At 69.2% G+C, this 21349-nt stretch carries 16 protein-coding genes and 2 pseudogenes; 10 read left to right on the plus strand and 8 right to left on the minus strand.

Annotated features, from left to right (window positions below):
• Positions 1–656: 656 nt before the first annotated feature.
• From ACZ4VF_RS20050 to ACZ4VF_RS20065, 4 genes and pseudogenes are all read left to right on the plus strand, one after another.
• Positions 657–1667, plus strand: a pseudogene (locus ACZ4VF_RS20050) (NAD(P)H-dependent glycerol-3-phosphate dehydrogenase); the annotation flags it as partial.
• A gap of 1117 nt (positions 1668–2784) precedes the next feature.
• Positions 2785–3783 (plus strand): AraC-like ligand-binding domain-containing protein, encoded by a 999-nt coding sequence (locus ACZ4VF_RS20055; protein ID WP_467927432.1) that lies wholly within the window; start codon positions 2785–2787, stop codon positions 3781–3783.
• A gap of 68 nt (positions 3784–3851) precedes the next feature.
• On the plus strand, positions 3852–4232 hold the full coding sequence (locus ACZ4VF_RS20060; RefSeq protein ID WP_467927434.1) for a peptidase inhibitor family I36 protein: 381 nt from the start codon (positions 3852–3854) through the stop codon (positions 4230–4232).
• A 204-nt stretch (positions 4233–4436) separates the two neighbouring features.
• A complete protein-coding gene (locus ACZ4VF_RS20065) occupies positions 4437–5309 on the plus strand; it encodes a hypothetical protein (RefSeq protein ID WP_467927435.1) in 873 nt (290 codons plus the stop codon).
• Positions 5310–5582: 273 nt separating this feature from the next.
• Here ACZ4VF_RS20065 and ACZ4VF_RS20070 read toward each other — a convergent pair whose 3' ends face one another.
• From ACZ4VF_RS20070 to ACZ4VF_RS20085, 4 genes and pseudogenes are all read right to left on the minus strand, one after another.
• Positions 5583–5996: a hypothetical protein gene (locus ACZ4VF_RS20070; RefSeq protein ID WP_467927436.1), complete on the minus strand. Its 414-nt coding sequence runs from the start codon at positions 5994–5996 to the stop codon at positions 5583–5585.
• A gap of 386 nt (positions 5997–6382) precedes the next feature.
• Positions 6383–6733: an SUKH-4 family immunity protein gene (locus ACZ4VF_RS20075; protein WP_467927437.1), complete on the minus strand. Its 351-nt coding sequence runs from the start codon at positions 6731–6733 to the stop codon at positions 6383–6385.
• A gap of 960 nt (positions 6734–7693) precedes the next feature.
• Complete coding sequence (mscL, locus tag ACZ4VF_RS20080; protein WP_467927439.1) at positions 7694–8137, minus strand: large conductance mechanosensitive channel protein MscL; 444 nt, start codon at positions 8135–8137, stop codon at positions 7694–7696.
• Positions 8138–8545: 408 nt separating this feature from the next.
• Positions 8546–8816: pseudogene (locus tag ACZ4VF_RS20085) on the minus strand (DUF4235 domain-containing protein).
• A gap of 243 nt (positions 8817–9059) precedes the next feature.
• Here ACZ4VF_RS20085 and ACZ4VF_RS20090 point away from each other — a divergent pair.
• Complete coding sequence (locus ACZ4VF_RS20090) at positions 9060–9560, plus strand: hypothetical protein (RefSeq protein WP_467927440.1); 501 nt, start codon at positions 9060–9062, stop codon at positions 9558–9560.
• Between the two features lie 331 nt (positions 9561–9891).
• Here ACZ4VF_RS20090 and ACZ4VF_RS20095 read toward each other — a convergent pair whose 3' ends face one another.
• The gene (locus ACZ4VF_RS20095) at positions 9892–11352 is read right to left on the minus strand and encodes an MFS transporter (RefSeq protein WP_467927441.1); all 1461 of its coding nucleotides are present in this window, start codon (positions 11350–11352) and stop codon (positions 9892–9894) included.
• A gap of 171 nt (positions 11353–11523) precedes the next feature.
• Between ACZ4VF_RS20095 and ACZ4VF_RS20100 the strand changes: the two genes are divergently transcribed.
• On the plus strand, positions 11524–12174 hold the full coding sequence (locus ACZ4VF_RS20100) for a TetR/AcrR family transcriptional regulator (RefSeq protein ID WP_467927977.1): 651 nt from the start codon (positions 11524–11526) through the stop codon (positions 12172–12174).
• Positions 12175–12869: 695 nt separating this feature from the next.
• Here the strand turns inward: ACZ4VF_RS20100 and ACZ4VF_RS20105 are convergent.
• Entirely contained in the window at positions 12870–13184 is a 315-nt protein-coding gene (locus ACZ4VF_RS20105; protein WP_467927442.1) for a winged helix-turn-helix transcriptional regulator, read from the minus strand.
• On the opposite strand from ACZ4VF_RS20105, the gene ACZ4VF_RS20110 reads away from it, so the two are divergent.
• Positions 13129–13281, plus strand: a complete 153-nt coding sequence (locus tag ACZ4VF_RS20110; protein ID WP_467928013.1) for a hypothetical protein — start codon at positions 13129–13131, stop codon at positions 13279–13281. The genes ACZ4VF_RS20105 and ACZ4VF_RS20110 overlap by 56 nt on opposite strands.
• Before the next feature lie 271 nt (positions 13282–13552).
• On the plus strand, positions 13553–15958 hold the full coding sequence (locus ACZ4VF_RS20115; RefSeq protein WP_467927444.1) for a macro domain-containing protein: 2406 nt from the start codon (positions 13553–13555) through the stop codon (positions 15956–15958).
• A 192-nt stretch (positions 15959–16150) separates the two neighbouring features.
• Here ACZ4VF_RS20115 and ACZ4VF_RS20120 read toward each other — a convergent pair whose 3' ends face one another.
• A complete protein-coding gene (locus tag ACZ4VF_RS20120; RefSeq protein WP_467927445.1) occupies positions 16151–17074 on the minus strand; it encodes a GNAT family N-acetyltransferase in 924 nt (307 codons plus the stop codon).
• A 755-nt stretch (positions 17075–17829) separates the two neighbouring features.
• Between ACZ4VF_RS20120 and ACZ4VF_RS20125 the strand changes: the two genes are divergently transcribed.
• Together ACZ4VF_RS20125 and ACZ4VF_RS20130 are read left to right on the plus strand one after the other, a co-directional pair.
• Entirely contained in the window at positions 17830–18102 is a 273-nt protein-coding gene (locus tag ACZ4VF_RS20125; RefSeq protein ID WP_467927446.1) for a hypothetical protein, read from the plus strand.
• 1191 nt (positions 18103–19293) lie between these two features.
• Positions 19294–20325: a hypothetical protein gene (locus ACZ4VF_RS20130; RefSeq protein ID WP_467927448.1), complete on the plus strand. Its 1032-nt coding sequence runs from the start codon at positions 19294–19296 to the stop codon at positions 20323–20325.
• Between the two features lie 168 nt (positions 20326–20493).
• On the opposite strand, the gene ACZ4VF_RS20135 is transcribed toward ACZ4VF_RS20130, so the two are convergent.
• Complete coding sequence (locus ACZ4VF_RS20135) at positions 20494–21267, minus strand: SDR family NAD(P)-dependent oxidoreductase (RefSeq protein ID WP_467927449.1); 774 nt, start codon at positions 21265–21267, stop codon at positions 20494–20496.
• Between the last annotated feature and the right edge of the window lie 82 nt (positions 21268–21349).

The raw sequence follows: 21349 nt of genomic DNA on the forward strand, positions 1-21349 counted from the left end.
TGTCAACTCTGGCTCCGTCGTGACTGCTTGTGGGAGACAAGACGTAGGCCGGCGGTGGTGCCTGGTACTGCTGCTGGATGCCGTCCCGCCGCAGCCACTCGCCGGTGACAAGCCACGGTCGGGCGACAGCGGCGTCCCGTTCGCAAGACGGTGGAGCGGATTGGGGTGTACCGCCCCACGACAGTGACCACGCCCGTCCCCAACGCCCGACCATCACGGTCCCAAGCCGCCAGTGCCGAGCACGGCACTGCCAGAGGTACACCCAGACAGAGCTGAGCGTCACGGCGACCGCTTGGAGCGTGGGTGGGATCGTCGCCCCCGTTTATCGCCCGCCTGCCGTGGTGGTAGTCCCACGCACCCCGGGCTTCGGCTTCTCGGGGCGGGCGGCCGTGATACTTGCGCGTGAGGTACTCGGTCATCAGCGCCAGATCACCCTCCCCGGGCGTCCGCGTACGCGGACGTTGTGCCCGAAGAGCGTGCCCGTACGCTGCCGCGAGGTCCTGGCAATCTGGCAATCTGCACGGTGCAGGTGCTGCCCGCGCTGCCCGGCCGCCGCGCCGGGGTGCTGACCCTGCGACGCGTCGTAACCTCCCCGGCGGGGCCCGTTGCGGCCGATACGATGACCGACCCGGCCGCCCCGACGAGAGGACCCTCCGGTGACCTCGCACCGCTCCACTCGTGCTGCGGTGTTCTCGGCCGGTTCCTGGGGCACCGCCGTGGCCAGGATCCTGGCCGACGCCGGAACGAGTGTCATCGTGCACGCACGCCGGGACGAGATCGCCGACGCGATCAACACGACTCACCGCAACCCTGGCTATTTCCCGGACGTCGAGCTGCCGAGCAACCTCACCGCGACGACCGCCCCGGCCGCCGCCCTGAACGGCGCGGACTTCATGGTGCTGTCCATCCCTGCGCAGAGCTTGCGGGCCAACCTCGCCGCGTGGGCGCCGCACATCGGACCCGACACGGTGATCGTGTCGCTGATGAAAGGCATCGAGCAGGGCAGCCAACTCCGGGCGAGTCAGATCATCACCGAGGTGACCGGCGTGGACGTCGGCCGGGTCGCGGTGTTGTCCGGCCCGAACCTGGCGCGCGAGATCATGGACGGCCAGCCCGCTGCGGCCACCATCGCCTGCGCCGACGCGGGTGCCGCCCACCGCTTCCAGAAGGCGTGCCACACCGGCTACTTCCGCCCCTACACGTCCACCGACGTGACCGGCTGCGAGCTGGGCGGTGCGGTGAAGAACGTCATCGCCCTCGCAGTGGGCGTCGCTTCCGGTATGGGCCTGGGCCATAACGCCCAGGCCATGCTCATCACCCGCGGCCTGGCGGAGACCACCCGCCTCGGCATCGCCATGGGCGCCGACCCGCTCACCTTCTCCGGCCTGGCGGGCATGGGCGACCTGGTGGCCACCTGCTCCTCTCCGCTCTCCCGCAACCGGACCTTCGGCACCCACCTCGGCACCGGGCTGACCATTCAGGAGGCGACGGCCGCCACCCGGCAGACCACCGAGGGCGTCAAGTCCGCCGAGGCCATCCTCGCCCTCGCCCGCGCCCTCGACGTCGAGATGCCGATCACCCAGGTCGTCTCCGCCCTGCTGAACGAGGAGGTCACCCTCGGCGAGGCCGCCGCCTTGCTGATGCAGCGGCCTCCCAAGTCCGAGCGCTGTCCTCCGGGTCCCGCCGGCGCAGGCCGCCTCCTTCGTCACCTTCACCCTTCCGAAGCATCCGCGCCGGTGGCCACAACACCGCCTGCCTCATCTGCTTCGACCCCAAGGCCCCCTGTCAGTGGCTCAGTGGAGACCGCGACATCACCTGCACGAAGCGTCCGAAGCGCATCACCGAGAAGTGAGGTGCAACCGGCGAAAACCTTCCTGAGCCGTGGATACCCAGGACGACCACCGGTCCCGGCCATCGGCCGCATCCGAGGACACCGGCGCATCGTGTATCGCCCCCGACTATTTGATCCGCCCCCGCTGATCGAGGCCCTGGCCGTATGGGGGTGGGCCGTCGAACTCAGTGTCATCCCGCTGGACTACGCCGTTGGCGTCCACGCTGCTCACCCCTCGTACACGGAACACTCGGGAGTGCCTGACCCCACCGAGGTGGAGCGCAGCACGCGGGCTGCCGAGGATCTGGCCGGCTGGGAGAACGTCATCGCCCGGCTGGACTGGTCGGGCGACGACGCGGTTGACGAGGGGCACTGGGATGCGCCCGCCGGCTGCGCTCAAGGTTCGGCGCCTTCGGCGCCGGCCCCGTACGGGCCAGGGACTCCGGCCGGTTCGGCGGCACCTTGTCAATCCGCACTCGCCCCCAGACGGACCGCGGCGATCTCATCGACCCGCTCCAGCGCCTTCGTCATGCCCATGCCCGTCGTCCGCGGCGGGGGCCGGGGCAGCCGCGCCAGCTCCGACACCCGACTATCCTCCGGAACAAGCAGCCGGCACGGCCGCCCGTTCGATTCTCACCGGTCCCCCTTCGCCTCTGCCGCGGTAAATGCGTACACCTCGCCCACATCACGATCCTTGGCGTGTGATCGAACATTCAAGGTCGCCAGCGGGGCGCCGGAGGGGATCGGCACTGCCGCAGGATATCCGCAATTTACTGCGTCGGTTGGAACGCGCCATCAGGTGAACCTCTTCGAGTCATGTGATCGGGTTGCCCAGCGAGTTGAACCGGTCCGGGAGGACCATTCTGAGAGGAAGCGAACGCAGGGACAGCCGACTAGGGCCAGGCACGAGGAAGCTGAGCACGGTGACAAACCACGACCGGGGAGAGAGGTCCATGAACAAAGTCTTCGACAGCAACGACTTCTCGACGCGTGATGCTTTTTCAGCGTGGGCGGAGGCCACCGCGGATGCGGTGATGCCGACATCGTTCAAGCTGATCGGTACGGATGTTTTCCGCGGTTGGTTAGGAACGTTACCGCTGGGAGTGGTCCAGGTATCGACGATGGAGTACTCGTGCTATCTCACGCGGAGGACTCCGGAGCTGATCCGCGCCCGGGACCCAGAGATTTTTGCCGTCTGCTTCACGGCCGCCGGCCCACACGTAATCGAGCAGAATCGAAATCGCGCCGCGCTCCGACCGGGTGAACTCGTACTCCTGGAGAGTTCGCGCCCTTTCGAGAGCTACGCTGACGGCGGGAACACCCTGGTTCAGTTCCCCCGCACACTGCTTCCCTTTGCGGCCCGCCACGTCGATCAGCTCATCTGTCGGCCCCTCCCCGGAAATCAGGGCATGGGACGGCTGCTGACATCCTTCCTCACTCACCTCGTAGAAGACAGCACGAGCTACACGCCACATGATGCCGCCCGACTCGGCACCATCGCCATGGACTTGGTCACCGCCACGCTGGCGCACTTCCTGCAGCGTGACAGTGGTATTCCCGCCGACTCCCGTCAACGCGCCCTGTACATGCACATCACCTCGTTCATCGAGCGCCACCTGGGCGACACCACCCTCACTGCGGGTGAGGTAGCAGCAGCCCACCACATCTCGGTTCGCTCACTGCACAGGCTTTTCCAGCAGCACGGCGTGACCGTCCGCTCCTGGATCCGCGGCCAACGCCTCGACCGCTGCTGTCGTGACCTGGCTGACCCTCTGAAGCGGCACGTACCCGTCCAGGCCATCGCCGCGCGCTGGGGATTCCCCAACCCCGCAGACTTCACCCGGGCCTTCCGCGCTGTATACGGCATCACACCCAGCGACTACCGGAACCGAGCACACCGCCACAGCACCCAGACTGGCGCACCGAGCCAAGTACTTGGCGCACCTGGCTAAGGCACCGCAGGCAGCTCCCTGTGAGGATCGCACTGCCAACCGGCGTCACGATCCCGAAGGAGTGCACCGTGAAAGTCCGCTTCCGCGCCGCCGCCTCAGCGGCCGCTCTCGCCATGGCGACCGTGGGCGGTGTTGCCGTATCCGGGCCGGCAACCGCCGCGACCGCATCCCCGCAGGCTCAGACCTGCGTCTCGGGCTACTACTGCGTCTGGTCCTTGTACAACTACGAGGGCACCCGTTACATCTACAAGGACACCAACCCCAGCTGGCGTGGCTTCGGCTCGTGGCACAACGATGAGTCGTCGTGGAACTCCGGCACCTCCGGCATGGGCGTCTACCTGATCGGCGATGGCGGCCGAACCCTCGGCTGCCTCCCCAAGGGACACGGCTGGGCGTACCACAACCCCGCCAACCGGGGCGAGGGAAACATCTGGACCTGGAACTGCTGAAGACGCATGAACAGGCGGTCACCGGTCGCACCGGCCCCGCGCTGTCGCCAAGACAGCGCGGGTTCCCGCTCCTGCAGTGGAGGTACCACCGTGTCCGCACGTCACCCGCGATCGCCCTGGTCCACAGTGTCGCTGGTCGCAGCGTGTTCGGCTCTCGCCCTCTTGCTCACCAGTTCCTGCACCGCTGACCACGGCGATGCGCCGGTGACCGCCTCCAGCACGTCGGCTCCGGTGGCCACGACGGATCCGGAACGATTGCGGGGCACCCTGACAGAACGCAAGCGGCTGTTCGAAACGCAGGAACACGCGATCGCCGCTTGTATGGCCCGGCGTGGGTGGCCCTACCAGCCGGTGGCCTGGCACCCGGCGGACGGCGAGGCCACGGCGGCACGAGGGCTTGCCCGCGGCGACGACATACCGCTCCACCGGCGGTTCGGTTACGGCATCACCACCGTACGTACGACGAAGCCGACCGACCCCAACGCGGCCTACACCGCGTCCTTGTCCCGCCGGCGTCAGGAACGCTACTCCGCGGCTCTCTTCGGCACTCCGGCGCACCGTCTCGACGCCCGTCTGCCCTCCGGGGAGGTCACCTTCGTCTACACCGACGGCTGCACGGCCCAGGCGGAGAAGCGACTCTATGGAGACCTCGAGAAGTGGCTGGTCGCCGACACGACCGTGGTGAATCTGTCGGCGGAGGTGGAAAGTCGCGTGCGAGCAGCCCGTGAGCTCGCAGGCACCGTGAAGCCTTGGAGCGGCTGTATGTCCTCGCATGGCTTCCGGTTCGGCTCCCCCGATGACGCGAGGAACCGGATCGCCCAGGCGGCAAGCGGGCAGCGGACGATGTCCCGCACCGGCCTCGAGCGGCTGAAGCACCAGGAGGTCTCCCAAGCGGTCGTCGACGCCACATGTGATCGGGCGGTGGGGCGCTCCCGCGTGGCGCGTTCGCTGATCGGTAGAGAGTTGCGCCGGGCAATGGACGACCGGGCTCCTGAGATCAGCGCCTATCGAGCGTTGGTACGCCAGGCGCTGACCATCATTGCCCGGCCGGGAAACGGAACGACGAGCGCCAGGTGAGGAGAGGCGAGCGCACTACTGTGCGCACCGGGAGGCTCAGTGCGACGGGGGCGGCGGGATCGCCCAGGGGAACCAGCGAGGCGAAGTGCCGTCAGGGCGGGGAGCGCGCGGTCGCCGATACCTGAGCGTACCGTTGGCCGTACGCCCTCTCTCCCACAGCCGAAGACAGCCGGAAGGCCCACCTCTGTGACAGAGGCGGTTGCGACAACCGCGACACCCTCGATGGTCCTGACAGTGATCCCGTCTTGTTTTCTGGGCATTCACTGGCTGTCGTCACGGGCCGTTCGTGGAGCCGGCATCTTCTGTCGGGAAGCCCGAGACCGACCTCAAGAACTCGGCGGACACGAAGTAGGGGTTGTCGACAGCACCCAGTACCTCGATCTGAACCGCGTCCCCGTCACGCTCCATCACGCGGTACGCGTCGCCGACGCGCAGCCTCAGGCCACTGCCGTCCTCGCCGTCGGAGACAACCTCGAAGACCTGGTCCTTCGTCGCGCAGGGCGCGTTCCTCTTCGCAAGGCCGGCCTTCAACGCTTTGACGGCCTTCTTCGCTCCGGCCTCGGCGCCTCGCCCGATCCCATAGCCGCTCACGCTGACCACGGTCACACCGATGACTGTGGCCTTGGCGGGCCCGCCAAGGGCCTTGATGACCTTTGTTATGGTCTGGTAGCCACCGAGGTTACCCATCCGCGTCTTTCCTCCCACCCGTGTCCCGCGATCCTATCGACCGATCTGCATCTGATTCGGCCGTTCAGGAACGAAGGTGCCTCATCGGCTGTGGGAGTGGTGGGCTCGCATGTCGCGGTGTCGCGTGTTCACGAGCCGCTCGACGCGCCGGACACGGTGAGTGATCGCTTGGCGATCGTGGCGGACGCGGGCAACTACCAGAGCCAGCGATCGAGGAACTCGGCCCAGATGAACCCGTTGTAGCCGTCGAAGGCCGGTGGATCGATCCTCTTGAGTTCGTCAGCGAGCATGCTGAGCTCGGCCAGGGCTTCGTCCTCGCGGTCATCCGGATCGCTGAGGATCTCGGACTCGCTGACGTGCAGGCCGTAGTGATGCAGGGTCCGCAGCTACAGGTCGATGGAGGAGTTGGCGAACCATGCCTCGCCTTGGGGAAGGACGTAGTGGACCGTGCCGGTCCCGGGTTCGACGCCGAACGACCATTCCATGCCGGCCACGAGGTCGCCATGGTGATTCCGAGTGAGACGGTAGAGCAACCCACCATCTGACGTCTGGAGTGCTGGAGCCGCCTCCGCCTGGAACGATACGTACTCGATCAACTGATCGACGATGGGGATCCCGACATCAGCCAGTAGCGCCTTCTGATCCTCGGGGATCTGCCAGCCCGACACCACTGCCGAGTCTGCCCTTGTGACGTTCTCTGTGCCGGCCCAGGCAGTGAGCTCGCCGAACGTTGTCATGCGAGAGTCCTTCCGCGGCTGTCTGCGGTGCGGACCCTATCGAGCAGGGATGACAAGGACGTGGCCCCATCGGGGACGACCCACTCCTCAGTGACCTGGAGGCTGACCGGGTTCAGCGGCTGTCCGGGCTGGCGGCCGGGGAAGAGCCATTGTGAGCTTCCGCCGCTGGCGTGGGACAGGTGTTGGCGGGAACGGATGCAAGCCCGCATGAGGTCGGCGACGGTCTCCGACAGCGGGGACGGGCGGGGCTCCCAACTGGACGGTGACGGTGGTTTCGTCGTCGGTGACGTCGTTGACGGTGAGGCGAACGATGCGGCTGACGGGTTGCGCGCAGAGGAGAACGAGCGCCGAGGCGGCTCTGGCCCGCAGGGGCAAGCAGTCGTCATTGAGGACGCGGCGGAGCATCGCGAGCCGGCCGTGCTGATGCAGCGGTTCCGGGTCCTGGGCGATGACGGCGGGCGGCAGCGTGAGGCGGGGAGGACATGCTGGGCACCGCCTGGGACGCACACATCTCGGCAACCGATGATGAGCTCCTCGCGAGCCCACCCATCATCCGCTACCAGGATGCGGCCCGACCTGGAACTTCCACCTGGAGTAACCGGAGGTCCGCCGCATCCCTCCCCCCGGACCCCTGGGAACAACGAGCCCGTCAGGGCCTCGACAGCGGCAGGCCGGGCAGGTGCGGGTGCCGGGGAGGACGTCGACCATGTGCACGACCTCGCCCACGGTCGTCATCTGGCGGCCGTTACCGCGTACTGGCCGAGGGACCACAGAGGGAAGTCCTCCTCGGCCGCGGCGGTGATCCCGTCCGGGGAGTGCCCGGACGCCCGACCCGCCTCCGGGAGGGCCCGCGGCCCAGACGGCGGGGTTGCCGAATGCCGGTGCCGTGGCTGTGTGGCTACCCGGCCAAGCGTTGAGCAGCGAGGTGGTCCGGCTGAGACCGATCGATCAGGGGTCCGGTCACCCGGCCCGCTGGGTCGTCTCCCCGGCCTGGGCGGGTACCGCGGGCAGGGGGACGGTGCAGGAGGCGCAGCGTCGGGCCTGGGCCGGGACGGGGCTGAGGCACTCCGGGCAGTCTCGTTTGGGGGCTTGGACGTCGTGATGGGGAGCGAGGCGCTCGTGCAGCTTGTTGATGGGGAGTACGACGAGGAAGTACAGGGCGCTGGCGATGAGGAGGAAACTGATCGCCGCGTTGAGGAAGGCTCCGTAGGCGAACTTGGTGGCGCCTACCGTGAAGGTCTTGTGGGCCATGTCGCCGGTGGCACCGGTGGCCAGCCCCACGAGCGGAGTCAAAAAGGCGCTGACGAAGCCGTTGACAACGGCGGTGAACGCCGCTCCGATGACGATGCCTACCGCCAGGTCGACTACATTGCCGCGCAGTATGAAGCTGCGGAAGCCCTTCACCTTTCACTCCTTCAAGGCCTGTGAGATCGACGGGTGGCACCCCGGCTCGTCACCCCGGATGCCCTGCCACGTCTCACCCATGCCGACTGCCCACACCTCCCCGATTCGCGTCGCGCTCAGGTCGGCCGGGCGGGTCGACCCGTGATTGGCGTTGCTGCCAGCAGTGGCGACGTGCTGCTCAGCCTCTCGTAAAGGCGGAAGAGGTGTCATCGGAAAGCGCGGCCCGAAACGGTGGGGCCTGCACTCGTTGGCGTGGGTGTGCTGCGGCGGGCGACCAGATTGCGGCGATGACTGCTGCGGCGGCCGGCGCAGCAGCCGCGTGCTGGTCGGACATGACTGTGAGCGTCCGTCGTACCGGTGCCCGGGTGCGGGAGACCGGTATCCGTGTCGTACCGGCGCACCCGCTCTTCATACGCGCCAGCCGGGCCGGGTTCCGGGTTCCGGGTTCCGGGTTCCGGTAAGGCGACGAACGACGGTGGCACCGGCGCGGTCAACGGCCGCCGTCACTCCGGCGAAGATGGCATCCTGGAGCGTGGCGGCGAGCAGCACCGTGCGCCAGAAGCGGTCTTCGTCGGTGGCGTCCGGGGCGTCCTCATCGTGGCCGAGTATCTTCCTCGTCTGCTTGAACCGTTCCTGTGGTCATACCGTCGGCGGCGCCGGGCCGCCGCCACGGACGCATCGACCGCACGCTCCACCACGTGACCCAGCTCGTCCCGCAGCCGGGCAGCGAGCATCAGCCCCGCCTCACACGACAGCCCCCAAGGCCATCGCAGAACCGCTCCTCGTCAGCCTCTGAGCAATCCCACCGAGCGCCACCAATTACTGAGCCTTATGCCGACGCTGTTGCTACTAGGGAACCTGCAGGTATGTTCCGACCAAGATCACCAATACCCCTGCACAGGAAGACCAGGACGAACAACCGATGACCAAGCTCCCAAGTGATGCCGAACTGACCAAACTGTTCGTTCTGAACCAGTTGACGGACCAGGAGATCGCGAACAAGTACGACGTGACCCGACAGGCTGTGCAGTCCCGGTGGAAGAAGCTCGGGCTCCAGCGCCGGCCTGTGGTGAACCAGGCCAACGCCTTGATCGGCCAGATCTGGAAGATCAGACCCGTCCAGGGCCCTGGGAGTCACCACACCATGAGTCCGATCGCGTATCTACGTGTGTGGCTCAGGCTCCGACTCGGGGACAAGACGCTCTCGACCCGCCAGATACGGGGCGCCATGAACTTCGAGCGACGGGTGCGCAGGGACAGGGTCGTGCTGGCTTACGACCCGGACACCGAGCAGGGCTGGTCCTGGGAGCCTCGGACGCCGGGAGACGATCGCTCGGTGGTCCGGCTGCCCGGCGACGGGGAGCGTCCTTCAGAGAACGTACTGAGGCACTTCCGCCTACCGGCTCGCCCGACCGATGAGTAAGGAATCGACCTGGGTGAGCCAGGCGTCGGCCAGACCAATGGCGTCCACTGCCCCAGCGACGCCGCTGGGGCAGTGGACGCCGCTTTGCACGGGCTCGAGCGCCACCCTGGCGGCGGGTGTCCGGGGGGATGAGGAGGAGTCGAGGCGGTAGTCGACCTCGTCGTGGAGGAAACCACTCCTTCGGTGGCCTGGGCCTGTCACGAGGCCGCACCGAGCCGGGCCTGCGGCTCCCGGACGGGATCGACGAGGAACAACGAAGTGAGCAATCCAATTGTCCTCATGGGCGTCCGGCCGCCGCACGTCCCGTTCGGCCGGCCCCGGCCGCGATGGTTCAGGCCGGCTCCTCGACGGAGTGGGAGCCGGTGAGCGTGAGCGCACCGCCCGTCGCGATCAGGCCGACGATCACTGCGAGTACGGCGTACGTGATCCGCTCCCCGCGGAAGAAGGAGTGCACGAGGTCGCTGCTCCACACGCCCGCGGGCAGTCGGGTGGTGACCAGTGCCGCGATCAGGGTGCCGACGACGGCGGTGCCGACGCTGGTCCCGACCTCCTGGGCGGTGTCGTTGAGAGCGGTGCCGATCGACGTACGGTTGGCCGGCATCGCGTCGACCAAGGCGATCGCGCAGATCGTCATAACCGTGCGCAGCCCGATCGTCATCACTGCCATGGAGACGGCGATGGCGGCGTACCCGTGGTCGACACCCCAGGCGAGGCCGGCCAGAGCAGCTGCCAGACAGGCCGCGCCGACCAGGCAGGCGACCCGGTGCCCGAACCGCTTGCCGAGCCATTCCGACAGCGGCGTCGCGACGATCATGGTCACGATGATCGGCAGGTTGGCGAGGCCCGCTCGCACGGGGCTCCATCCGTAGGCGTACTGGAAGTGGAGGATCAGCCCGAACATCACGCCTGCCATCGATATGGAGGTGCCGATCTGGGCGATGGCCGCGCCGCGGACGGTGCCGCTGGTGAAGATCTTGAGGTCGAGCATGGGCGCGGCGCTGCGGCGCTCGTGCCACACGAACGCGACGCCCGCGGTCACGGCGCCGAGGATCGACGCGACGGTGGCCGTGGAGAGCCAGCCGTGCTCGACGCCGCTGGTCAGGGAGTAGCAGGCCAGGCCGATGGTCAGGACGCTCAGGAGGGCACCCGGTAGGTCGAGCCGGTCCTTGGTCAGGTCCTCGGACCGGTCGGCGGCCACGCCGAGGCGCACGCCGACGGCCGCGATCAGCGCGATCGGCGCGTTGACCACGAGCAGCCACTCCCAGCGCACGTGGGCGAGGGCCGTGCCGCCCAGCAGCGGGCCGAGGACGAAGCCGGACATGCCGACGACGATCATCAGGGTCATCGCGCGCATGCGCAGCGCCTGGTCGTCGAAGAGCCGGAAGACGAGGGAGTTTGTGATGGGCGCCATGGCGGCGGCGGCGATGCCGAGCCCGGCGCGCAACGCGATGAGCTGCCCCGAGGAGTCGACGGCGACGACGCAGAGGCTGAGCAGCCCGAACACGGCGAGGCCGACGAGCAGCACGCGCCGTCGCCCGAGCCGGTCGGCGAGCGACCCTGCCGTGAGGAGGAGGCCGCCGAAGGTCAGCGAGTAGGCGCCGGTGACCCATTGCAGGGCGGTCGTGCCGCTGCCGAGGTCGCGGCCGATCGTGGGCAGCGCGATCGAGAGCAGCGTGTTGTCGACCATCTCGACGAAGAAGGCCAGGCAGAGCGCGGCCAGGGGGATCCAGGCAGCGCGCAGCGACGGATAGGTACGGCTCGAAGGTGGAGCGGAATCGGTGACGGCGGTCATGACCGGCCTCTCTGAACGCCGTAACGAACGACGTTCGATGATGGAACGTGGTTCGACCATAGAACGCAGTTCGATGCTGGGGCAAGTTGTGATTGGATGGATGCCATGACAGGCCCGCGCACACTCCCCACCGAAGGCTCTCCCCGCGGGCGCAAGCGGGGTTCGCACTCGCTGGAGGCGGTCCTCGGCGCCGCCGTGGCCCTGCTCGACGAGGCGGGGGCACCGGCACTGACGTTCCGCGCGCTCGCCGCCCGTCTCGGCACCGGCGTCGGCACCATCTACTGGTACGTGTCGAACAAGGACGAACTGCTCGACCGCGCCACCGACCACGCGATCGGCGGGGTTCTGGCCCTCGTCGAGGGGCAGCCGGAAAGCGACGACCCGATCGCCGACCTCCGTGCGATGGCCGTCACGCTGTTCGACGCGATCGTCGACCGGCCCTGGCTGTCGGCGTACTTCATGCGCAACACCGACGTACAGGGCAACTCGCTGCGGCTGTACGAGAAGCTCGGCCAGCAGACCCTCCGCCTCGACCTCACGCCGCGGCAGCGCTTCCACGCAGTGTCGGCGATCACGGGCGTTGTCGTCGGCACAGCCGCCGACCTGGGCATGGAGATCCCGCAAGAACTGCTCGACGGCCACGTGGACCGTGGCGCGTACCTCGGCCGCTTCGCCGAGCAGTGGCGGTCGCTCGACGGCGCCGAATTCCCGTTCGTGCACCAGATCGCCGACGAATTCGCAGGGCACGACGACAGAGACCAGTTCCTCGCCGCGCTGGAGCTGACTCTGTCGGGCCTCCGCCTTCAGGCCGGAGTCGGATGACCCGAGAACTCGCTGCCGTCGGCCTGCACGACCGCGTTTCATCGGTGATGTCGTAGTTGGCTTCCATCACTTCTGGGGCTGGTCCACTTCCCCTGGCGCAGGGCACGAGCACCTCACGGTCTTTACGACTGCCTCCGCAAGGGGCGCTGAGAAGCCGACACCGGTCGCCGTGCCGCGCATCCGCACCGCCCTCGTCCTGGACACCAGCGACACGGCCGCGCGGCGGGCTCGCCGGTACCGCTTGACGCGTCGGGCGACGTGCCTCGTTCCACTGGTCCCAGCGGATCGGGGCCGCCTCGACCGACTGGAACGCCGCGCGCGCCGACAGCCAGGTCCGTGTGCACGCCATCCGGTCGGTCGTCGATGCGTTTCCCGAGGGCTGCCTCGCCGACGGCCTTGCCCGCTCGCTGCGAGAGAAGGCCACACCGCGGGTGGAGGCGGCGGGTGCCCGCTCCATCCCCGGCGCCCGGGGCCAGCCACACCGTGGGCCGCGAGGCGCTGCCCGTCGTGGCACCTCTCCGGCCCGCGATCCGGCACGTGCGTCTCGGCGCCGGTTGCGATGTCGGTTGCGGTGATGGAGCTGCAGGGCGCGGCCACCGCCAACCGGCTGCTGTAGGTAGGGCCGTGAGGCGCGGCCGGACGTCCCTGCTGGCCGTGCTCGCTATGCCCACCCATGTGCGCGGCCTCGTACTCGTCTAGCGGTTGTCGTAGGCCGTGCGAGCGGCCTCGATGTGTGGCAGGTGCGTGATGCTCCATTCGAGCAGCGGCGCGGTGGCCTCGCGCAGGCTCCGGCCCATCGCGGTCAGTTCGTAGCTGACGTGCGGCGGCATGACGTTGCGGACCGTGCGCGTCAGGATCCCGTCGCGTTCGAGGTCGCGCAGCGTCACGGTGAGCATGCGCTGACTGATGCCGTCGATGGCCCGCTCGGTGAAGCGCAACGGCTCGGCCTTGAGCATGCGCACGATCAGCAACGCCCACGCGTACGAGTTCCAGCCGGCAACCTGGCTCAACCTCGTCCTGCACGTCCTTGTCGTACCGGCAGCAGTCGCCGCCGCCCTCTACGTCCGCCGGCTGTCCGCCATGCAGGCGGCCAAACTCAACAGGTGACCGCACGCCGCTCACCTGCGGGCTGTACCGGCCCTTCCTCTGCAGCTTCGTCGTACTGTCCCGCCGTCGGGTCGTCGAGAGGATGCCCGCGGGGAACGCACGCCGGCACCATGACCGGGACCACGGGTCTCGTCCAGCGCTCCGAGACGCTCTGCTCCATACGACTGCGCAGCATGACGGCAAGTCACCGGCTCTCTGCCGAAGCCGCGTTGTCAGTGGTGGGCGGTACGTTCGAGCTCTTGGAAACGCTGTTGCACGACAGGAGTGGACGATGGCCGAGAGCAGTGTTCTACCCGCGCTCAGGGTGGTGCTGACCGACGTCAACGAGCGTGTGGTGGAGGCGTGGCGCGCCGCGTTCGCCGACACCCCCGGCATCGAGATCCGCAAGGGCTCGATCCTCGACGAGGACGTCGACGCCTGGGTCACCCCCACGAATTCCCGGGGACGGATGGACGGCGGGGTCGACGCCGTCATCAAGCGGTATCTGGGCTCCGGCATCCAGGTGCGTGTCCAGCGGGTGATCCGTGACAGGTTCGCCGGGCCCATGCCGGTGGGCAGCGCGGTCTGCGTCCCGTCCGGCGCGACAGTCCCCCGGTATCTGATATCGACGCCGACGATGGTGCGGTCCTCGCAGAACGTGAGCGCCACGCTGAACGTGGCGCTGGCGTGCGCGGCCGCTTTCCAGGCCGTCCACCGGCAGAACCGGAAGGAGCCGAACAGTATCCGGTCCGTGGCACTGGTCGGGATGGGGGCGCAGACCGGCCAGGTGCCGGCCCGGGTGTGCGCCAATCTGATGTGGACCGGCTACACGCTCTTCCACGACCACTGGTTCGAGGACGACGACGAGCTGCGGTCCACGATCATCTCCCAGCTCCACGGGATCGAGAACGCGCCCGTCGACCATCGGGTACGCATCGTTCCGCCGACGGCCGTCACGCCCGCTGCCCCCGCGCCCGCACCTGCCGCTCCCGCCCCCGCCCCCGCCGTCTGCTCTCCTTCGGCCACGACGAGCGAAAGCGCCTCCGCCGTGACCGGATCCACGACCGGCGTCCCGGCTCCGGGCCAGCCGCCGCACCCCCATGCCGATACGGACGATCCACTTGCGCTGACCGAGCTCTTCGACGGCGGCGGGGAGACCTGGCTCCCGCTGCTGAAGCCGGTCATCGAGGCGCAGCCGGACGCCGCACGGTTCATCGGAAAGGACCGCAGCCACGAGGTGGTCCCGGTCCGCGAGCTGACGTTCCAGGCGCTCAAGCCGAACCCGCCGCACAAGTGGAAGGTCGTGGTCTTCGGTCAGAATCCGTATCCGCGGCCGGAGAGCGCCACCGGCATAGCCATGTTCGACAACACCTTCAGCGACTGGAAGGACAGCCAGTTCGGCCGGGTCGTCAGTATCCGGTGCCTCATCAAGGCAGCGGCGATGTGGAAGTACGGCATCCCGAAGAAGACCCCGATCGCCGACGTGCGGGCGCTGCTGAAGGAGCGGGACACGGTCCAGCCGCCGGAGTGGTTCCAGGCGATGCTGACACAGGGCGTGCTCCTGCTGAACGCGTCGCTGACCGCGAGCGGTGACGGGGCGATGGGTACCGGCCAGCACACGGCGTTCTGGCGGCCGGTCGTCGAACGGGTCGTCGAGGAGATCCTCAAGGCCAAGCAGGACGCGGCAGAGGAGGACCGAGGGGTCGTGTTCGCGTGGTGGGGGGCGCACGCGCGCAGCCTGAAGCGGGTCGTGCTCCGGCTCCAGCAGAAGTATCCGCACGTCGAGGTCCGGCACCTCGACCACGCGAACCCGGCGGCACAGGGCGACATCTTCTGCGAGGGCGACCACTTCGCCCAGGTCAACGACGCCCTGACCTCGCTGGGCGCCCACCCCATCGACTGGCTGCCGAGCAGGGGGTGGAACGCGCCGGCGGCCGGCGGGGGCGGTGCGGACGGCGGTGTCTCGGCGCGCATGGGCGCTTTCATCGAGTCGACCATGAACCTGCACCAGCTGTACCTGGAGCGCCTCACCAGCGTCAAGGACGAGGGCCTGGTCCTCCCGACGATCACCGGTGTCTTCGACACCCCGCTGATGAACTTCCAGGACGCCGTGGCCCCGGTCTCCGCGGCACTGTCCGGGCTCACCGGGCACATCGGGCGCTCCCTCGACTTCGGCAAGCAGCGTGCGGACCAGGCGGACGGCGGCGGCCTCTCCGCCGACGCGATCGCCGCGCTCCACCTCTACACCTGTGAGTCAGCCTTCTACCGCGAGATCAACAGCGTTCTGCGCTCCCCCGACCGCACCAAGGTCACCCCCTATCTGCCCTATCTGCGGCTGCTGTTCTCTGCGGTTGCGCAGTTGCCGACCTACACGCAGCCTTTGTGGCGCGGGGTGTCGCTGGACCTTCGGGCGCAGTACCCGGTGGGCCGGACCGTGACCTGGTGGGGTGTCTCCTCGTGTACCTCCGAGCTGAAGGTGGCCCGAGCGTTCCTGGGCAGTCGCGGCAAGCGGACCCTCTTCGAAGTGACGCCTGCCCGGGCGGTCGGGATCAAGAGCTTCTCCGCCTTCACCGGCGAGGAGGAGTACATCCTCACCCCGGGTACCCAGCTCAAGGTGACGGAGGTCAAGAGCGAGCTCCGCGGACTGTGCACGGTCCGGCTGAGCGAGGTCACGGACAGGGCTCCCGTGGTGTCCTGAACCGCCCTGCCGTTCAGCGGCCGGTCACGGTCGTGGTTGCGGAACGTTCGCGCCCGGCAACCACGTGGCAGAGGCCAACGCCGGTCTCGCCTCTGCCTCTGCCTCTGCTGCAACCTCCAGGCGGCGCTCGAAGTCGCCTCCTTGCGGATGGTCCGGGCCCGGGTGCCGGGCACAAGCCCGCCGGGCATGGCCTCACAGCGGGCGCGTGAACATCTTCCGGTTGGCGAAGTTGCGGTAGCCGGCGCGCTGGAACGCCCTGGCCATGCCGATGTTGCTCGCGTCGCAGTCCCCGCGGATCTCACCGAAGCCCGCTTCGACCAGCACGTGCGTACCCCGGGCGACCACGGCGGTGGCGTAGCCTCGGCCCCGGCCGGCCCTCGCGACCGCGACCAGGCCGATCACCGCCGAGCCGGTCGTACGCGCCGGCATGCTGATCGCCACGGGCGTGTCCGCCGCGTCGTAGCCGATCTCGAACCAGCCGGGCTGGTGGTCCATCTCCAGCATGTCGGCCACGTTGCGTTCGGCAGCGCTGCGCAGGCCGTGCTCGGCGATCTCGGCCTGGAAAATCGAATCCGCGGTGTCGGTGAACGTGTCGGCCAACAGCTCCACGAACGGCTCCTCGCCCAGGTCGGCCAGGGAGCGCCAGTGCAGCCGCTCGTCCTGGGCCGGCATCGGGTCGCCCACGGTCCACTCGAATCGGCGGCCGTCACGGGCGACGGTGAAGCCCGCGCCGACGAGCAGCGTCTCGCGCAACTGCGGATCCCGTTGGAACTGGGGGGCCTGGGCCGGCGTGTCCAGCACGTGGCCCTGGGTCTTCGCGCCGAGTTCGCGGGCCTGCTGGGCGGCGTACGCCAGCAGCGCCTGGCCAGTGTCCGGGTCGCCGGGTTCCAGCAGCACGATGTCCATCGGAACGTCACGTCCGGGCATCGTCCACAGCACGACGTTGCCCGCCAACCGGCCGTCACACTCGGCCACCAGGCACCACTCGGGCCGGGTGCACCCGCTCTCCAGCAGGCCCGTCAGGTAGGCGGCGGTGGCGTCATTACGTTCACCGTCGTCCGAACAGGTCGTCAGCGCGGGTATCTCGTCGGGTCGGGCGGTACGCATTGTCAGCATGTTCGGCTTCTTTCCTCATCGGTCTTCGGCGGAACATGCAGGGTACGTATGGAGAGGGAGAAGCAGGGGAAGCAGTGCGCGTGATCGCCAGGCAGGCGGCAGTCGCACAGGCGGGCAGAACCGGCCGTAGACCGAACCCGGCACCGGTGTTCTCGGCACGTTGGCGCTTGAGGTCGGCGATCTTCACCCGGAGCTGGCGGTGAAGGACGCGTAGCCCGTTACGCCGCGTGGTCCCGGGCTTGGCCGGGGGCGTAGGCGAGCTTCTGGGAAGGGCGAGCGCGGTTTCGAGGTCGGCGAGCTCGCGACGCAGGAGGCGGAGGCGGTTGCGACGCAGCGCCTGTTCGGGATCGACGGCGCCCGGGAAGTAGGGATGACTCCGCGGGCGGAGCAGGGGCGGGGCGAGCGGGAGGACGTCCGGCCCACCCGCCGTTCCGCCGCGCGGGCTAGTCCGGCGTGGCGGTCCCCGCAGGCCGGGACCGCTTGCAGGGCTCTGGTCGCACCCCACGCGACGTACCCCACCGGGAGGCGTCAGTACTCATGCGACCTCAGTTCAGGACGCAGAACGTGGCGTCGGCCCCGGGCTTCCTCTCGGCCGCCGAGTGCGCCGACGTCGTCGGGGCCATGAACGAGTCACCCCGCGAGCCGGCTCAGGTGGTCCGCGCCGGCGAATCGGTCCTCGACCCCTCGCTGCTTCGTTGCTTCGTTGCTTCGACCACCACTTCCCTGAGGATCACAAGCGGCGCATCGGCGAGCGCATGGCGTCCTACTTCGACGACCATCGCGCGGCGTTCGACTCGGACGCGGACTTCCTTTACGGCCCGTACTTCATGTCGTACGAGAAGGGCAGCAACTTCCGCGCGCACCGCGACGTCGCCAACGACAAGGACGATCCGCCGCGGCTCGCCGCCCACCGCTGGTCGCTGCTGCTGTACCTCAACGGGCGCCGCGCCACCGGGCCCTGCCGGCCTTCGACGGTGGCGCGCTCACCGTCTACGAGACCGATCCCCGCCTGCCCGACCGCCGGGTGATCGTCGTCAGCGGTCGCGTCCGTGTCGTCCCGACAGGGCTGACCGGCTGTTCTCCATCCGTGTGCGTGGTCGGCCGGGCCTCGAACAGAGTGCCGGCACCGGTGAGCTGTCGGGTGCACGGGCAGGGAGGAAGGGCCTCTTGGCAGCTCGCGGATGCCGACTCCGGCGAGGAGCAAGAGGCCCTGTTGCCGAAGTGTCGCGTGGTCATGGTTGCCGGGTCGAGTCCGTCCACTCCTGGGTGTGACTGTCTCGCCCACAGGTTCGCGAAGGCGGCCGACCGGCCGGGGCGCCGTTGCCGGTACGGCTCGGACATGAGCGATGCCGAGTGCGCTCTGGTGCGGGACCTGATGCCGGTTCCGGGATGGCTGGCGGACCGGGGGCGACCGGCGGAGGGCTGCTGCCGTCGGCAGAGCACCGGAGCAGTGCACCACCTCGTCGGCAACGGCATCAAGTGGCGGGCCATGGCCCGGACTTCCCGCCCTGACCGCAGGTCTATCCCCTCCTCGCCTGCCGACGGAATGCGGGATCGGTGGCGGAACCGCATGACCGGCTGCGCGGTTCCGTCCGTGATGGTGAGGGCCGTGATCAGGAGCCGGGTGCGGCCATCGTGGACTCGCAGTCGGTCGATGCGGATGCCACGCCCTCACCTCGCGGGGCTTCGACGCCGGGAAGCAGATCAACGGACGCAAGCGGCACCCGTTCACCGACACGCTCGGGTTCCTTGTGGCCGTGCTGGTCACGCCGGCGTCCACGACCGGCAGGGAGGTCGCCCGGGGTCTGCTGTCGGCGACCAGGGGCCGCTGCGGACGGCTGTCCACGGGTACGGGCCGACGGCGGATACGCCGGCCATCTCGTCGACTGGAGTGCGGCGCAGCGCGGGATAGGTGTCGACGCCGACGGAACCGAGGCTCCACCGCCGGCAGCGGCCGGCCGGCGCCTCGGCTCAGCGGCCCTCCCTCCCACGGCGCCCAGCAGGGCCCACACCTCGTCCGGCACGCAGACCCCCTGCCGGGCCGGCGCCTCCACCTGCCGGTCGTCTTGGAAGTGGTCGGCCTTGCGTACGTAGCGGCGACGGAGGCGACGGCAGCCGGCGAGCCAGGACATGGTCCGTTCGATGGTCCAACGGTGTCGTCCGTGTCCCTGACCTGCGCCGCGGGAACCGGCCGGCCCACTGCGTCGTCGATTACCGACGTGACTGAAGTGACCCCCACTCTGCCCGACGACCACAGAGAACTGATCTCCGACCTCTGCGGAATCGTCAGCGACTACCCCTACGGCAGCCCGTCGGCGACCCTCGGCCTGCTCGCCGACGACGCGGCGGACGCGCTCGACCGCATCAGCACCCCGCAGGGACGCCGGGAACGGACCGGGTACACGATCCTCCTCCACACCACGTGCTGGTATGCCGCCGCGCGCGTCTACAGCAAGTCCCTCTTCGCGTCGTACACGCAAGCCCTGGAAGGGTTGCGGGCCACGCTCGACCCGGCCTCCTGCACCTGTCCGGCCGGAGCCCACCCCACGGACGTCGACGACGAGTACGGCGTCGAGGCCGGGGTGAGCATGCTGTCCGAGGCCGGCCGTGCCGTGTTCGCCGAGGAGTACGGGCTGGAGGACGAGGAGCTGACGGCGTTCGACTGCGAGGCGTTCCTCGCCGGCCTCGCCGACGAGGCCGCCGCCCGCATGCGCGGGGCCCACGAGGAGCTCTTCGGGAGTGTGGACGTCTCCCATCTCGACGCGCGGTTCCTCAAGGACGACGGCAGGATCGACATCGTCGCCCTGCAGGAGGCGATCCGGCGTTCCTGGGAGGACAACACCGGCCCCGTCGCGCTGTGGTCCGCCCGCCGCTGGCTGTCCGGGCAAGTGCGCGACGAGGAACGGATCGGCCTGTTCCTGTCCCTGTGGATGGGCATCGCCCAGACCTACGAAGGCCTGCCCCCCTCCTACGCCCGCGACCTGGTCGCGGCCCTGGACACCATCGACGCGGACGCCTCGTGCGAGCACGCCCAGCACCCCTGGTCCGCGACCACGCACGTGGACTCCCGGTATGAGGCGGTGGTGCATCTGTACGCGCCCGAGGACCACCCGAACACTCCCGTGCCCGTCGAGCTCTCGGCCCGCGAACTGTGGGAATGCCCGGCGCACTACGCCGAGCTGGCACGTGGCGCGCGGGAGGTCGTCCAGCAGTGGCGTCACATGCGCGGCGGCGAGGAGGAGGACTGGTAGGTCCTGGTGTGGGCCGCGCCGCGGTCGCCGGCACTCACCCGCGTCGTCCGCACGAGTCGTGGTGATGCCGGGAGTGACACATCATCCAACGAGCCGTTCTTCCAAGTGTGGTGGCACGTCAGCCTCCAGAATGGGCACTCAGGCGGACTGGCGGGTCAGGCGGGCGGTTCACGTGAAGGTGCGCACGGCGGTCAGGCCGCCGTCGACGGGCAGCGTCACGCCCGTCACGTACGAGGCGCGGTCGCTGAGCAGCCAGGCCGCCGCTTCGGCGAACTCCGCCGGCTCGGCGACCCGGCCGAGCGGGGTGGCGCGTGCGACGGCGGTCGCGAACTGCGGGCCCGCGGCGAAGAACGCCTCGGTGGCCGAGGTGCGCGCGACGCCCGGCGCGATGGCGTTGACCCGGATGCCGAGCGCCGCGTAGTCGGCGGTGGCCGCCTTCACCAGCCCGGTCATGCCGTGCTTGGCGGCCTGCTGCGTGCCGTCGCCGAAGCCGCCGACCAGCGCGCCGACCCCGGTGTTGAGGACGACGGAACCACCCCGGCCGCCCGCGGCCATCGCCCGCAACTGCGCCCGCAGACACAACCAGGTGCCACGCAGGTTGAGCGCGTGGACCTCGTCCCAGGTGTCCTCGTCCCGGTCGGCGAGCGGGGCGGGCACGGGCCCGGCACCGGCGTTGTCGAACGCCGCGTCCAACCGCCCGTACGCCTCGATCGCCGCCGTGACCGGGCGCTGCGCGCCCTCCGCCGTCGTCACGTCCGCCGTCACGGCCACCGCCTCGGCCCCGGCCGCGGTGAGCTCGGCGGCCAATGCCTCGACTTCCGCCCCGGTCCTGGCGGCCAGCACCAGCCGCGCGCCCTCCGCCGCGAACAACCGGGCCGCCGCGGCCCCTATCCCGCGCCCCGCGCCGGTGACCACGGTGACCTTGTCCCGAAGAATTCCCATGCCCGCACCCTGCCTGCAGCGCACGCCGCCCACCATCGGCCGGGCCGACCCAGGATCCCCGGCCCTGGCGGCCGTTACCGTA

Source organism: Streptomyces sp. NPDC029151 (assembly GCF_055564315.1).